Here is a 14,837-nt window from a genome sequence, read left to right as displayed (position 1 = left end):
AAAAGGGGAGGGCAGTGCGTTGAACCCGGACGACTCGGGGGTACTCCGGGGGTGCTGCGGGACTACTGCGGGACTACTGCGGTGATGGTGACGCCGTCGGCCGGACGGTTCCGCAAGGCGTTCCGCACAGTCTGACGGCCCTTTGCCAGTACAAGCAAATGGGCTCGCGCACAGTCAGCGACGACGGCCTTCGTTCTGCCGCTCGGACGTCTGCGCCGTACTCCGCCGCCCACCCCCACGCCGCAACCGAGGCCGCCGCTTCACCGCCCCGTTGGCATCCGCGACCCCGATCCGCGGATCCTTCTCCGCCAGCAACTCCTCAGCCGTGAACACCCGATCCGGCTCCATCGGCTCCGAGGTTCCACCTTCCATCGCGACCTCCTTCGAGCCGGATCAGCGGCCGGTGTCGACGGTGACGACCAACTGCTCGGGCACACCGACGGTTTCGGCAAGCAGCGCGATCGCCTTCTTCAGATCCTCGATCGCGGCTTCGCGGGTCGCACCCTGGCCGTTCGCGAACGAGTTGGGGTCGAGCGCCGCCTGGGCGCTCCAGTCGCCGTTCTCGTCCTGTTCGACGAGGAAGGACACAGTGATGTCGCGCTGCAACTCCGCCTCCGGCTACTCGGTGTTGGCGCGATCGTAGGACCGGGGCGGGTCAGTCAGGGGAGGTCGATGACCAGTTGGTCGGGGATGCCGGAATCGGCTGTGGCTTGGGTTATCGAGGTGCGGAGGTCCTCCAGGGCGGCTTCGCGGGTTTCGCCTTCGCCCTGGAGGAAGATGTCGGGGGTGAGGGCTGCTTCGGCCAGCCAGGTGCCGTCTTCGTCTTGTTCGACGATGTACGGGACATGCAGTCGGGGCACGGGGATCCTCAGTCGCGGGGGTCGGCGGACTTGCGGGGGCGGCGGGTGTACTTGGTGAAGCCGGCGCGCTCGGCATCGGCCTCGGTGCGGAACCAGACCTCCGGCTTGGTCCGCCCGTAGTACGGCGAGTCCGGCGTATGGAACAGCATCGACTGCACATTGCCCTTGATCGTGAAGCCGTCCGGCGGCCCCTGATGCGGTACGGCGTCCGCCGAGCCCTCGCCGTACCGTCCGGGCAACACGTCGGAGGTCGCCTGCGGCTCAGGCGCTGCCATGTCGACGTCGAACAGCGTCGGCTCGGCCTCCATCACCCGGGAGAAGACAGGCTGCGGCACTTCTTGAACAGCAGGGGCCTGCTGACCAGCAGGGGCCTGCGGAGGTGTGGCAGGGGCACTCGGAGCCACCGCTGCTCCGACCAGCACGGCTTCTTCCTCCGCCGGCTCGTCCACGAGCGCGGGAGCCGGCCGGCGCCGATCGAGTAGGACCCACGTGATCGCCGCGCCGAGCAGGAACGCGAGCACGGACCACAACCAGTTGTGCCGCAGCAGCCAGCTCATCCGCGTCCCTCCCTGACCACCCCGTGTACGAGTCGGTGGACGAGCCACGCGGCCGCACTGCCCAGCACGAAGGCGACCAGCAGCAGGATCCAGGTCTGGGCGATCAGCCAACTCATTCAGTTCCCCTGCACTACTCGGAGCTCGGCGCGGCGGTTCGCGATCCGCCCGGCGCCGGTGGCGTTGGAAGCGATCGGGAAGGCCTGTCCGTACCCGTTCGCGAGGATGCGGTCCGCGTTGACCCCGAGCCGCACCAGCTCCGCCTTCACCGCGGCGGCGCGGCGCTCGGACAGCGGCAGGCTGGTCGCGGGCGAGCCGAGGTTGTCGGTGTGACCGGCCACCTCGACGCGCACCGTCGTACACGACTTCAGCACGGCGGCAGCGCGCACGACCGACGGTTTCGACGCGTCGTTCACGATCGACGTGCCGGACAGGAAGTTGATCTTGTACTGCCGGCTGAACTCGGCCAGCCGGCTCTGGAACGTGCGGCACGGCTCGCTCACCGCGGACTTCGTTGGCGCCGGCAGCTGCAACTGGTCGGCCACGACCGCGCCGGGCACTGCCTTCGCGGCAGCCCGGCCGACGGTCGCCTTGGTCGCCTGGTCCGGCACCTGACCGGTCAGCGTCACCGTGTCCCCGTCGTACCGCACCGAGGCGTCGCCCGTCCCGATCGCGATCGCCCGCAGCAGCGCGGACACCGCGGCCGCATCGGCGAGTCCGCCGGCCGGGTCGATCGTGGTGCGGTCGTCGTACTCACGGTCCGGGCCGAGCACCTGCTGCACCTCGGCGGAGATTGCGTCCTTGACCGCCTGGCTCTTCACCGGCGCCTGCACCCGGATCGACTGGTCCGTCCGCCCGACCTCGAACGCCGGTACGCCGGTCTCCTCCGCCGGCGCACTCGTCGCGGTCGGCGTCGGCGTCGGCGTGGACCCGCCCTCGATACGAACCGAGCGAACCCCTTCGACTCCCGCGGCGACCTCCCGCGCGGCGGCCGGATCGACGCTGTCCGGTACGACGATCTTCGCGTCCCGGCCGTCGAAATCCACCGACGCGGTCTCGATCCCGCGGGCCTTCAGCGCGGCGACCGTACGGTCGTGGAGGTCGTCCTCGGTGGTGCCGGCCTTGGCGGGAATCAGCACAGCCGTCAGCAGTACAGGGACTGCGAGGGCCGCGAGCAACCAGATGACGAGCGGCCGTCGAACGAGACCGGGCACTGTTCCTCCGTGGATGCGGTCAGAGTGACCGTGCGCGAGGAGACTACTCCGCCTCGCCCGCCCCGCGCACACTCCGGGAGGGAGCGTCGGCGCATTTCCTTCTGCAGCAACGGTCTCGACCGCGGGCCCGGAAGATGTCCAGTCTCGGACAGGACGCATATGTGCCAGCTCGGTGCGCCAGGAATCCCTTGACTTAGTTCGCGCCGTGAACCGTACTTGTGGCGGGCTGGTTCGACTGGGAGGGGCTTGCCGTGAGGTCGTTGGAGAGGTCGTCCGATTCGTCTTTGATCATCGGTGTGGCCGCGTCCACGGCCGAACGGGTGCACCTGGCGCGTCTGCTCGGTGAGACCGACGCACTGCTCCTGGTGTCGAGTGCGGACCAGGCCCGCGCGTTCCTGGAGCTCACCGGAGTCACGCTCGCGCCGAGTTCCGCCGTACTGGCCCGCGCCGAGACGCCGGTCGCCAAGCCGATCAGGGCGGTGCCGGAGCCGGTCGCCGAACTGCGCCTGGACGTCGACCGCCGCGTGGTCCGCTGGAAGGACCGGGAGATGCCGCTGACCCGGCTCGAGCACGACTTCCTGCACTGCCTGGTGGCAGAGCCCGGCCGGGTCTGGACCTACCAGCGCCTGCACCACGCCGTCTGGGGCAACGAGCACCTCGGCCACGGCTCGCACATCCACTCCGTCGTCAAGCGCCTCCGCCAGAAACTCACCAACCTCGGCGCCACCGTCACCATCCACGCCGTCCGCGGCGTCGGCTTCCACCTCCTCCCCACCACCTGAGCTCCCACCACCTCAAAGGGCTCGGCCCCCGGACCAGAGGTCCGGGGGCCGAGCTTCTTACTGCTGGGGTTACTTGATCGACTTCAGGGCGAAGTCGGCGGTGACCGGCGAACCGGCGACCAGTTTGACGCTGCGGGTCTGGGGCTTGTAGCCGTCCTTGGCGGCGATCAGGGTGAGCGGGTTGTTGCGACGGTCGAGCCAGTAGGCGTACTTACCGTCCTTGTCGGTGATGAACGTGTAGGTCTGCGCCCACGAGTCCACCTCGACGATCGCGCCGGGGAGGGCGGCGGTGGCGCCGGACGAGCTGACGCCCGTGACGGTGCCCTGCAGCTTGCTCCACGTGCTCGGCGGGGTGACGTTCATCGTCACGCCGACCGCGGGCACGGTGTACGGCGTGTTCTCGCCGATCGTCACGGCGCCGCTGTAGGCGCCGGGCTGGTCGACGTTCGCGGTGAGCGTGACCTTGACCGTGGTCGACTGTCCCGGGGCCAGCGTGACCTCGGTCTTGTCGAGCGACAGCCAGCTCACGTCCGCCGACGACTCGGAGCAGTCCTCGAGACCCGGCAGGGCCTCACTGTCCACGGTGGCGTTGAAGCTGCCCGACGAGCCACCGATCTTGTAGAAGCCACACGCCGCGCCACCGCGGTACCGCGGCAGGTTGGCGTTCGGCAGGGCGGTCCAGCTGTCCGACGCCGGGTCGTACGAGAACCCTGCGTTGGTCACCGCACCGGCCTGCACGCCGCCGACGATCAGCAGCTTGCCGCCGGCGACGGCGTACGACGCCGCCCAGTGGTCGGCCGGGGCGTCCGCGATCGCGGTCCAGGAGTCTGCTCCCGGGTCGTAGACGTAGCCCGACTTCAGCGAGTTGACGCCGTCGTTGCCGCCGGCGCAGTACAGCTTGCCGTCGATGGCGCCGCAGGATGCGAACGCGACCGACTGCGGGTAGTTCGCCAGCGTCTGCCAGCTGTTGCTGCCCGCGTCGTAGCGCACCACGGTGTTGCTCATCGGGGTGCAGTTCGCCGTGGTGCAGCCGCCGACGGCGTACAGCTTGCCGTCGAGCACAGCCTGACCGGCAGCGGCCCGCGGAGCCGGGTTGGCCGCGACCGCGGTCCAGGCGTTGGCGGCCGGGTCGTACGACCAGGTCTCCGGCGCCGGGCCGGCGTCCGCCCAGCCGGAGCTGGCGATGATCTTGCCGCCCACCACACCGACGGTGATGGCGTTGCGAGCACCTGGCAGCGGGGCGATCGCGGTCCAGGCCATGGTCGCCGGGTCGTACGCGTAGCTGTTCGCGGTCGAAGCGCTGCCGTTGCCGCCGCCGATCGAGTAGACCTTGCCGTCGAGATTGACGACCCGGTTGTCCATCACGGTCGCCGGGTAGTCGGCGATGTCGGCCCACGGAGCCGCCTGCGGCTTCACGGCGACCGGCGCGGCGCCGGTCTTGCCCGACAGCATCCGGGCGAACGAGGTGTTGACGGCGAGCCGCTGCAGCGGAGCGCCGGTACCGCTGTCCACCTGTGCCTTGGTGGTCTTGGTGCCGTTCGCGTTCTCCAGGACGAAGCCGTTGTCCTTCTCACCGAACTTGACGTCGACGTCCGCACCGCCGGTGTTGGTGACCTTGAACGACTTGGTCACGGTGCCGGTCGGCAGCTTCAGGTTGCCGGTGATGCTGCCCGGCGTGACCGCCAGCTGGCCGGCCTTCAGCGTGTAGTCGGCCTGCGTCGTCCAGTCGGCCTCGACCGGGACGGTCGCGGTCGAGCTGACGTAGTTGCCGGCCTTGGCGGTGAAGCCCTGGTCGCCGTCCGCCGACGAGTACAGCCAGTAGAAACCGTCGTTCAGGCCGGTGTCCTCGGGTGTCGCCACGGTGGTCGCGCTGTCCGACGAGCCGTCACGGGTGACGACCGCGCCGTTCACGAAACCGTTCGTGTTGGCGTCCTTGACGTTGCCGACGACGAGGCCGCCGCCGGTCGGCTCACAGGTGATCTGGCTGCCGATCAGCACGCTGTCGACCTCCCACCACCATTCGTACGAGGCGTCGTAGTAATGGAACCGCACCTGTACGGCGGACTTGCCGGCCGCCTGCGGGATCGCGATCTCCTTGACCCCGCGGACGTCCGCGGCCTGCGCGAGCACATTGCTCCAGGTCGCGCCGCCGTCGATCGACAGGTCGACGTCGGCCTTCTCGCCGCCGAGCCAGTTGAGGTCCTGGTTGAACCGGATCACCGGAGCGGTGACCGCGCTCAGGTCGACCACCGGGCTGACCAGGGAGGTGTCCTGCGAGCCGCCGGCGCCGTAGTGGTCGCTGTCGATGATCGCGAAGCTGCCGCTGCCACCGGACAGGTTGGTCCGGTGGCCCGGGTCGTTGAACTGCCAGACCTGACCGTTGCCCTTGTTGTCGACCAGGCCCCAGCCGTCCGGCGTCGTACCGGAGTCGAAGGTCTGGTAGACGCCGTCCGAGCCGTACTTGTAGCCCGGCGCGGTGGTGCACGAGTCAGCGGTGACCGGAACCGAGATGTTCTTGGTCAGGTTGCCGCTGCCGACCGTGATCGGCTGGCTGACGGTCTGGTAGCCCGGGTACTTCGACTCGACCTTGAGCGAGTACGCCGCACCGGACGGGACCTTCAGGCTGTAGCGCCCGTTGCTCGGGGTGGTGTAGTCGAACACGCCACCGGGGCCTTCCACCGTCACCTTCGCGTACAGCGGCCAGCCGTGGCCGGAGCCGTCCGTGACGGTGCCGCCGACACTCACCTGCGGAGTGCTCTCGAGGGCGAAGTTCTTGGTGGTGGTCTGACCGGTGGTGATGGTGGCCGACGCGGTCTGGGTCTTGTACCCGAACGAGGCGACCGTCAGCGTGTAGTCGCCGGCCGGAAGCACCGACGAGAACGTGCCGTTGCTGCTGGTGGTCAGCGACTTGTCGGCCTGACCGTCCTGGTGCACCGTCACGCTGGCGCCGGCGAGAGCAGCGCCACCGGTGGCGGCGGTGACCGTCCCGGACAGCGTGCCGGTGTCGCCGATCGGGGCAGCGTTCAGCAGCGCGAGCGCGTCGAGGCGACCCTGACCGAAGACGTTGTTGTTCGCGTCGGTACCGCCGCACTGGCTGTTCGGTGCGTCGATCGCGGTCTGGTTGAGCAGCGCCCGCGTGGCCGCGACGTCACCCTTCAGCGACGGCGATGCCGACCACAACAGGGCCACGGTGGCCGTCAGGTGCGGTGTTGCCATCGACGTACCGTTGAATGCGCCGTAGGTGTTGCCCGGCAGGCTGGACCGGACGTTGACACCGGGAGCCGAGATGTTCGGCTTGATCGTGCCGTCCTGGCCGACCCCGCGACCGGAGAACGACGCGATGTTGTTGTTGATGTCGTAGGCGCCGGCCGAGTAGTTGCTGGTCAGGCTGCCCGGCGAACCGGAGGTGTTGCAGCCGCCCTCACCACTGTTGCCGTTGGCGAACGCACCGAAGATCCCGGACGCGGTCCAGGCCAGGGTGATGTCCTCCATGAACGGGTCGTTCGACGGCAGCGTCGAGCCCCACGAGTTGTTGATGACGTTCGGCCGCTTGCTCGCGTCCGGGTTCTGCCCGGCGAGGTCGGTCGGCTCCAGCATCCACTGGCCGGACGAGATCAGCGCGGCGTCGCTGGGGCAGCAGCCGTTCGCGGCGATCCACTTGACGCCCGGGGCGACACCGATCTGGTTGCCCGCGCCGTCGTCGCCGACCATGGTGCCCATCGTGTGGGTGCCGTGGCCGTTGCCGTCGGACGGTGCGTTCGGCGAGGTGCCGGCCGCGTCGAACCAGTTGTAGTTGTGGTTGAAGGTGCCGTCGCCGTTGTTGCCGCGGTACTGGTTCACCAGCGCCGGGTGGTCGTACTGCACCCCGGTGTCGATGCTGGCGACGACGATGCCCTCACCCTTGTCGCCGTACTGCGACCAGACCTGGTTCGCCTTGATGTTGGCGACACCCCACTCGACGGCCTGGATCGCCTTCTCCTGCTGGCCCGGCGTGACCTTGGGTACCTCGATCTGGACGGGGGCGTACAGGCCCTCGACCTCGTTGTGGGCGGCCAGGTTCTCGGCCAGGGCCAGTGATCCGCTCTCGATCCGGATCGCGTTGGTGCCCCAGAACGCCTGGTACTTCACGTGCTGCGTGTCCAGTTCGGCGCGGATCTTCGCCTGGCTGTCCGCGGCGGCCTTCTTCAGCGCGGCGGCCACAGCCGTGCCGCGCTCGTTCCAGTTGGTGATCCTGCCGGCGGCGGTCAGGTCGGCCTTCGCGCCGAAACGGACCCAGTAGTCCGTCGCGGACTTGGCGTCCTTTCCGGCCAGCTTGGCCATCAGTTCCGGCTTGATCTTGGCGGCGGGCGATGGCGTGGCTTCCGGTTTGGTCGGTGGCGACGCTTGGGCCTGGCCGGCGGCGGCCATCCCGGTCGCTACGACGGCCAGCGCCGCCAGGGTGCTCACCACGGATCTGGTGAGGCCCTTTCGTGGATGTGACATCTCTGCAGCCCCTCACTTGAACGACCCCGAGCTCGACTCCCCCGAGTCATTTGCTGCAGGAGGGCGTAAGTCCCCTTGAGAACGCTGTGTGCCCCCCAGGTCGCGGCATGTGACACCGCAAGCCTGCCGAGGACAGTAGTTGTCAGAACAACGTGGTAACAAGCACACCTGGTGAGCAAGATGTGACTAGCTGTCGCGCGAATCAAGGCAACCTGGGCAAAGCCTGGCAATTCGTTGACGATCTGAGGCAGCGCTTGACATCGTGATCAGATGGTCACCGCCCGTATAGACCTGACCACCACCGCATCCGATGAAGAGCCGTTCCCGCTGCTGATCGCGGTCGCGGCCTCTGCTGAGCAACGCGTCCGGCTGGCCGAGCTGGTCGACGACGTCGCACCGTTGCTGCTGGTCTCCAGCCTCGACGAACTGCGCAGGCTGCTGGTTCCCGCCCAGCAGCCCCCGCCGGCCGCTCCCGAGCACCCCGAACCCCCGGAGCCCGATGCGGTCGGAGCCGCCACGGTCCGGGCTTCGGGAGGTGAGCCGGACGCCGACGTACTCACCATCGACCGGGCCCGCTCGGTCGCCCGGTGGCGCGGCCGCGAGATCCAGCTGACCGAGCTCGAGCACGACCTGCTCACCCGGCTGATGTCCACGCCGCTGCGTGTCTGGTCGTACGACGCCCTGCACCAGACCGTCTGGCGCGACGACCTCAACGTTCGTGGAACCGCCGACGTCCACTCGGTCGTGAAGCGCCTGCGCCGCAAACTCGACGAACTCGGCACGACGGTCACCATCGACGCGGTCCGCGGCATCGGCTTCCGTCTCACCGATCACCAACGCCCGATGATCACCGATCTCCGCGCGGGGTAGTTTCTGAGATTGTGACCTTCTCTGCGCTGAGTCATCTCGAATGCCCTCGTTGTGGAGCCACCCACGACGCCGACCAGATCATCGGCCTCTGCCCGTGCGGATCGCCGCTGCTCGCGCGGTACGACGTACCCGCGGTGACACTGACCAAGGAGGAGCTCGCCGGGCGTGATCCGGACCTGTGGCGGTACCACGAGCTGCTGCCGGTGCGGTCGCCGGACAACGTGGTGACGCTGGGGGAGGGGATGACCCCGCTGCTGCCGCTGCCGCGGTACGGCGCCGAGGTCGGGGTGGATCGCCTGCTGATGAAGGACGAGGGGCTGATCCCGACCGGGACGTTCAAGGCGCGTGGTGCGGCGGTCGGGGTGTCGCGCGCGTACGAGGTCGGCGTACGGAAGATCGCGATGCCGACGAACGGGAACGCCGGATCCGCGTGGGCCGCGTACGCCGCGCGGGCCGGGATGGAGGCGCTGATCGCGATGCCGATCGCGGCGCCGGAGATCTGCCGCCGCGAGGTGACCGTGGTCGGCGCGCGCCTGCAGCTGATCGACGGGCTGATCGGCGACGCGGCGGCGTACATCCGGGAGCAGCCCGGGTACTTCGACGCGTCGACGCTGAAGGAGCCGTACCGGATCGAAGGCAAGAAGACGATGGGGCTGGAGATCGCCGAGCAGCTGAACTGGCAGCTGCCGGACGTGATCGTCTACCCGACCGGCGGCGGCGTCGGCATCATCGGCATCTGGAAGGCGCTCACCGAACTGCGCGAACTCGGCTGGATCGACGGCCCGCTGCCGCGCCTGGTCGCCGTCCAGTCCACCGGTTGCGCCCCGATCGTCCGCGCCTGGGAGAAGGGCCTGCCCGAGAGCGAGCCCTGGCCCGACGCCCGGACCGTTGCCTTCGGCATCACCGTCCCCAAGGCCCTCGGCGATTTCCTCGTCCTGCAAGCGATCGCAGAAACCAACGGCTGCGCGGTCGCCGTCGACGACGAAGACATCCTCGCCGAACAACACCTCGTGGCCCAGTTGGAAGGCGCCTTCATCTGCCCCGAAGGCGCCGCCAACTTCACCGCCATCCGCCAACTCCGCGAATCCGGCTGGATCCACGCGAACGACCAGGTCGTTGCCCTGAACACCGGCGCCGGCCTGAAGTATCCGGAGACGGTGCCGCTCTGAAAGCAGCCCGCGGACTTGCACCACTCATCAACCGGTCGACAGTGCTCGTCTTCACGCTCAACCGGTCGCCCGAACCGGGCGTGACGGCAGGTTGATGAGTGGTGGCGGTCCGCGCGAGGTTTAAGCCTGGCCGCGGCGGACGGCGAGGATGTGGGCGGGCTCGGCGTTGGGGTCGAGTTTGATGTAGTTCTGTTGGCCCCAGCGCCAGGTCGCGCCGCTGATCTCGTCGTAGACGGTGAAGGTGTCCTCGGGGCGCATGCCGAGGGCGGCCATGTCGAGGTGGACCATCGACTCGCGGACCGAGTGCGGGTCGGTGTTGACCACGACGATGACGGTGTCGGTGTGGCCGTCGGGCGCGGTCGAGCGCTTCGAGAAGCACATGATGGCTTCGTCGTCGACCGTGTGCAGCGACAGGTTGCGCAGCTGCTGCAGCGACGGGTGCCGGCGGCGGATGTTGTTCAGCAACGTCAGGTACGGCGCCAGCGAGCGCCCCTCCGCCTCGGCGGCGGCCCAGTCGCGCGGACGGAGCTGGAACTTCTCGGTGTCGAGGTACTCCTCCGAGCCCGGCCGCAGCGCGACGTGCTCGAACAGCTCGTACCCGGCGTACACACCCCACGCGGGTGACGACGTCGCCGCGATCGCCGCGCGGATCTTGAACGCGCCCGGTCCGCCGTACTGCAGGTACGCCGTGAGGATGTCGGGGGTGTTGACGAAGAAGTTCGGCCGCAGGTAGTGCGCGGTCTCCTTGGTCAGCTCCTCGAGGTACTCCTCCAGCTCCCACTTCTCGTTGCGCCAGGTGAAGTATGTGTACGACTGGTGGAAGCCGACCTTGGCCAGCTCACGCATCATCGGCCGCCGGGTGAACGCCTCGGACAGGAACACCACGTCCGGGTCGGACTTGCGGATCTCGCCGAGCAGGTACTCCCAGAAGTTGACCGGCTTGGTGTGCGGGTTGTCGACCCGGAACACGGTGACGCCCTTGGAGATCCACAGCCGCACGATCCGCAGTACCTCGGCGTAGATGCCCTCGGGGTCGTTGTCGAAGTTGATCGGGTAGATGTCCTGGTACTTCTTCGGCGGGTTCTCGGCGTACGCGATCGAGCCGTCGGCGCGGACCGAGAACCACTTCGGGTGCTCCTTCACCCACGGGTGGTCCGGCGACGCCTGCAGGGCCAGGTCGATCGCCACTTCCAGGCCGACCTCGCGGGCCCGGCCGACGAAGTACTCGAAGTCCTCGAACGTGCCGAGCTCCGGGTGGATCGCGTCGTGGCCGCCGTCCTCGGAGCCGATCGCCCAGGGCGAGCCCGGGTCGCCCGGCTTCGGGTCGAGGGTGTTGTTCGGGCCCTTGCGGAACGAGTGGCCGACCGGGTGGATCGGCGGCACGTACAGGATGTCGAAGCCCATCTTCGCGACGGCCTCGAGCCGGTCCGCCGCAGTACGGAAGGTGCCCGACTTCCACTCGTCGGCTTCCTCGTCGTACGTCGCTCCCTCGGACCGGGGGAAGAACTCGTACCAGCTGCCGTACAGCGCACGGGTCCGGTCGACCCACACCGGGTACGTCTCCGACGAGGTGATCAGCTCACGCACCGGGTACCGGCCGAGGGCGGCCCGCACCTGCGGCGAGATGCCCGCGGCCAGGCGTGCTTCCGGCGGCAAGGCGCCGTTCGCCAGGGCGTGCGCGGCGTCGCTCAGCGTGCCGCGGTCGGCGCGTACCGCGGGCGGTACGCCGGCCGCCGCGCGATCGAAGAACGCGGCGCCCTCGGCGAACATCAGGTCGACGTCGAGGCCGGCCGGCACCTTGATCTCGGCGTTGTGCCGCCACGTCCCGTACGGGTCGCTCCAGCCCTCGACCGCGAACGTCCACGCGCCCTGCTCCTGCAGCGTCACGTCGACGGTCCAGCGGTCGGAGCCCTGCCCGACCGGGCTCATCAGCATCCGTCTGGTCTGTCCCGACGGCGAGGTCAGCACGACGTTCGCGTTCACCGCGTCATGGCCTTCCCGGAAGACCGTGGCCGCGATGGTGAACGTCTCGCCGACCGCGGACTTGGCCGGATACGCTCCGGCGTCGACGGTCGGGGTGACGTCGGTGATCGGGATGCGCCCAGTCATGGCGTAGATGAACTCCCTGTCCGGATGGTCTGATGGTCCGATGGCATCGAGAACTGGCCGAGAACTACAGGACTGACGTTATCGGTTCCCAGTGGCCGTCCATGCCACACGGGTCTGCAAAATCTTGCTTGCGTTGCAAGATCGATGCACTCCGAAGGTGTTTTGCGAACCCTCGCCCGGTACGGTGTCCCGGTGCGAGCGATACGACGATTCTCCGTCCGCCCTGTCCTGCCTGCGCCGCTGACCGGCCTGGGCACCCTGGTGAACAACCTCCGCTGGGCCTGGCACCCGGAGACGCAGGACGTCTTCGAGGCCGTCGACCCGCAGCTGTGGCGGAGCACCGGCGGTGACCCGGCCAAGCTGCTCGGTGAGGTCCCGGCGGCCCGGCTCGACGAGCTGGCCAACGACCACGCTTTCCTGCGCCGGCTCGAGGTGGCAGTAGCCGACCTGGACAGCTACGTGACCGAAGACCGGTGGTTCCAGAGCGCCGGCTCGCCGCTGAACGCGGTTGCCTACTTCTCCCCGGAGTTCGGCATCACCCACGTGCTCCCGCAGTACTCCGGCGGTCTGGGCATCCTTGCCGGTGACCACCTGAAGGCCGCGAGCGACCTCGGTGTGCCGCTGATCGGCGTCGGCCTGCTGTACCGGCACGGCTACTTCACGCAGTCGCTGAACCGCGAGGGCTGGCAGCAGGAGCGTTACCCCCTGGTGGACCCGGACGGGCTGCCGATCAGCCTGCTCCGCGATGGTGACGCACCCGCGACCGTCACGCTGACTCTTCCGGGCAGCCGGCAGTTGCACGCGCAGATCTGGGTCGCGCAGGTCGGCCGCGTCCCGCTGCTGATGCTCGACTCCGACATCGAGGAGAACGAGCCGTCCGAGCGCGAGGTGACCGACCGGCTGTACGGCGGTTCCACCGAGCACCGTCTGCTCCAGGAGCTGCTGCTGGGCGTCGGCGGTGTCCGCGCGGTCCGCACGTACTGCCGGATCACCGGCCACGCCGCCCCCGAGGTGTTCCACACCAACGAGGGTCACGCCGGCTTCCTCGGCATCGAGCGGATCCGTGAGCTTGCCGCCGACAAGGATCTCGACTTCGACACCGCGCTCGAGGTCAACCGCGGCGGCACCGTCTTCACCACCCACACCCCGGTCCCGGCCGGTATCGACCGGTTCCCGGTCGAGCTGATCCAGCAGCACTTCTCGGCGGACGTCTTCGGCCCGGAGGTCCCGATCGACCGGATCCTCGAGCTCGGCGCCGAGGACTTCGAGGGCGGCGACCCGGCCCTGTTCAACATGGCGATCATGGGCCTGCGGCTGGCGCAGCGGGCCAACGGTGTGTCGAAGCTGCACGGCGTCGTCAGCCGGGGGATGTTCTCCGGGCTGTGGCCGAGCTTCGACTCCAGTGACGTCCCGATCACCTCGATCACCAACGGCGTGCACGCGCCGACGTGGGTGGCGCGCGAGGTCCACGAGCTGACCTACGCGAACTACACCGCCGACGAGGACATCTTCGAGGGACTCGACAAGACCACCGACCAGCAGATCTGGGAGACCAAGCGGCTGCTGCGGCAGCGGTTCATCGACGACACCCGCGCGCGGGTCCGTCAGTCCTGGATCAACCGCGGCGCGAGCGAGGCCGAGCTCGGCTGGGTCGACTCGATCCTCGACCCGGACACCCTGACGATCGGCTTCGCGCGGCGGGTTCCGTCGTACAAGCGGCTCACGTTGATGCTGCGTGACCCGGAGCGGCTGAAGGCGCTGCTGCTGCACCCGCAGCGGCCGATCCAGATCGTCATCGCGGGCAAGTCGCATCCGCACGACGAGGGCGGCAAGAAGCTGATCCAGGAGGTCGTCCGGTTCGCCGACGACCCGGACGTGCGGCACCGGATCGTGTTCGTGCCGGACTACGACATCGCGCTGGCGCAGCCGATGTACCCGGGCTGCGACGTCTGGCTGAACAACCCGCTCCGCCCGTACGAGGCGAGCGGCACGTCCGGCATGAAGGCGGCGCTGAACGGTGCACTCAACCTGTCCATCCGCGACGGCTGGTGGGACGAGTGGTACGACGACGAGTTCGGCTGGGCGATTCCGTCCGCGGACGGGGTCGAGGACACCGACCGGCGTGACGACCTCGAGGCGCATGCGCTGTACGACCTGATCGAGAAGCAGGTCGCGCCGCGCTTCTACGACGGCGCCGTGCCGGCCCGGTGGATCCAGAACCTCCGGAACACGATCAAGGATCTCGGCCCGAAGGTGCTCGCCACTCGCATGGTGCGCGACTACGTCGAGCAGCTGTACGTGCCGGCCGCGCAGTCGTCGCGTTCGCTGAACTCGACGTACGACGGTGCCCGTGAGCTGGCCGCCTGGAAGCAGAAGGTGGTTGCGGCCTGGCCGCAGATCCGCGTCGACCATGTCGAACTGCAGGGGCTCGGCGACGTGCCGCAGCTCGGGACGACCGTCGGGATCCGCGCTTTTGCGGCGCTGGGCGATCTCGCTCCGGCCGACATCTGCGTCGAGGTGCTGCACGGTCGCGTCGACACCAACGACGAGATCACGGACCCGGTCCGGGCGTCGCTGTCGCTGGCCGAGACGTACGAGGGCAACCGCCACCGCTACGAGGGTGAGCTGAAGCTCGACCGCACCGGCCCGTTCGGCTACACCGTCCGCGTCGTCCCGAACCACGCCGGCCTGGCCAGCGTGGCCGAGCTCGGCCTGGCCGCCGGCCCGTCCGACCCGGACGACCCGTCCACCCCCGACCTCCCGGCCGGCTCGGAGTTCTGAGCCCGCTCACAAAAGA

11 protein-coding genes are annotated in these 14,837 nt (G+C 68.8%); 4 read left to right on the top strand and 7 right to left on the bottom strand.

Annotated elements, in window-relative coordinates; genetic code table 11:
- Positions 1–174 precede the first annotated feature (174 nt).
- The 5 genes from ACIA58_RS39600 to ACIA58_RS39580 form a co-directional block, all read right to left on the bottom strand.
- Entirely contained in the window at positions 175–372 is a 198-nt protein-coding gene (locus ACIA58_RS39600; protein WP_396409012.1) for a hypothetical protein, read from the bottom strand.
- 21 nt (positions 373–393) lie between these two features.
- Positions 394–606 carry a hypothetical protein gene (locus ACIA58_RS39595; protein ID WP_396409011.1) on the bottom strand — a complete coding sequence of 71 codons (213 nt, stop codon included), beginning with the start codon at positions 604–606 and terminating at the stop codon, positions 394–396.
- 53 nt (positions 607–659) lie between these two features.
- Positions 660–860, bottom strand: a complete 201-nt coding sequence (locus ACIA58_RS39590) for a hypothetical protein (RefSeq protein WP_396409010.1) — start codon at positions 858–860, stop codon at positions 660–662.
- A gap of 8 nt (positions 861–868) precedes the next feature.
- Positions 869–1,417, bottom strand: coding sequence for a hypothetical protein (locus ACIA58_RS39585; protein WP_396409009.1), 549 nt, complete (start codon positions 1,415–1,417; stop codon positions 869–871).
- A gap of 116 nt (positions 1,418–1,533) precedes the next feature.
- Positions 1,534–2,628 carry an OmpA family protein gene (locus tag ACIA58_RS39580; RefSeq protein ID WP_396409008.1) on the bottom strand — a complete coding sequence of 365 codons (1,095 nt, stop codon included), beginning with the start codon at positions 2,626–2,628 and terminating at the stop codon, positions 1,534–1,536.
- A 284-nt stretch (positions 2,629–2,912) separates the two neighbouring features.
- On the opposite strand from ACIA58_RS39580, the gene ACIA58_RS39575 reads away from it, so the two are divergent.
- Complete coding sequence (locus tag ACIA58_RS39575) at positions 2,913–3,410, top strand: winged helix-turn-helix domain-containing protein (protein WP_396409007.1); 498 nt, start codon at positions 2,913–2,915, stop codon at positions 3,408–3,410.
- Positions 3,411–3,479: 69 nt separating this feature from the next.
- Here ACIA58_RS39575 and ACIA58_RS39570 read toward each other — a convergent pair whose 3' ends face one another.
- Positions 3,480–7,892, bottom strand: coding sequence for a S8 family serine peptidase (locus ACIA58_RS39570; protein WP_396409006.1), 4,413 nt, complete (start codon positions 7,890–7,892; stop codon positions 3,480–3,482).
- Between the two features lie 270 nt (positions 7,893–8,162).
- Here ACIA58_RS39570 and ACIA58_RS39565 point away from each other — a divergent pair, with 270 nt between their 5' ends.
- Together ACIA58_RS39565 and ACIA58_RS39560 are read left to right on the top strand one after the other, a co-directional pair.
- Positions 8,163–8,762, top strand: coding sequence for a winged helix-turn-helix domain-containing protein (locus ACIA58_RS39565; RefSeq protein WP_396409005.1), 600 nt, complete (start codon positions 8,163–8,165; stop codon positions 8,760–8,762).
- A gap of 11 nt (positions 8,763–8,773) precedes the next feature.
- Complete coding sequence (locus ACIA58_RS39560; RefSeq protein ID WP_396409004.1) at positions 8,774–9,931, top strand: threonine synthase; 1,158 nt, start codon at positions 8,774–8,776, stop codon at positions 9,929–9,931.
- Between the two features lie 120 nt (positions 9,932–10,051).
- Here the strand turns inward: ACIA58_RS39560 and ACIA58_RS39555 are convergent, their stop codons facing one another.
- Complete coding sequence (locus ACIA58_RS39555) at positions 10,052–12,040, bottom strand: maltotransferase domain-containing protein (protein WP_396409003.1); 1,989 nt, start codon at positions 12,038–12,040, stop codon at positions 10,052–10,054.
- A 192-nt stretch (positions 12,041–12,232) separates the two neighbouring features.
- Here ACIA58_RS39555 and glgP point away from each other — a divergent pair, with 192 nt between their 5' ends.
- Positions 12,233–14,821, top strand: a complete 2,589-nt coding sequence (glgP, locus tag ACIA58_RS39550; RefSeq protein WP_396409002.1) for an alpha-glucan family phosphorylase — start codon at positions 12,233–12,235, stop codon at positions 14,819–14,821.
- Positions 14,822–14,837 lie beyond the last annotated feature (16 nt).

Origin of the sequence: Kribbella sp. NPDC051586 (assembly GCF_044453965.1) — a bacterium.
In the GTDB taxonomy this organism is placed as follows: domain Bacteria; phylum Actinomycetota; class Actinomycetes; order Propionibacteriales; family Kribbellaceae; genus Kribbella.
Note: the sequence above shows the minus strand (reverse complement) of the source record. Positions and strands in the feature narration are given on the sequence as shown.

Bases quoted from the DNA above. Each gene is read 5' to 3' on its own strand.
- ACIA58_RS39570 (WP_396409006.1), bottom strand. From the start codon at position 7,892: ATGTCACATCCACGAAAGGGCCTCACCAGATCCGTGGTGAGCACCCTG.
- ACIA58_RS39565 (WP_396409005.1), top strand. From the start codon at position 8,163: ATGGTCACCGCCCGTATAGACCTGACCACCACCGCATCCGATGAAGAG.
- ACIA58_RS39555 (WP_396409003.1), bottom strand. From the start codon at position 12,040: ATGACTGGGCGCATCCCGATCACCGACGTCACCCCGACCGTCGACGCC.
- ACIA58_RS39600 (WP_396409012.1), bottom strand. From the start codon at position 372: ATGGAAGGTGGAACCTCGGAGCCGATGGAGCCGGATCGGGTGTTCACG.
- ACIA58_RS39585 (WP_396409009.1), bottom strand. From the start codon at position 1,417: ATGAGCTGGCTGCTGCGGCACAACTGGTTGTGGTCCGTGCTCGCGTTC.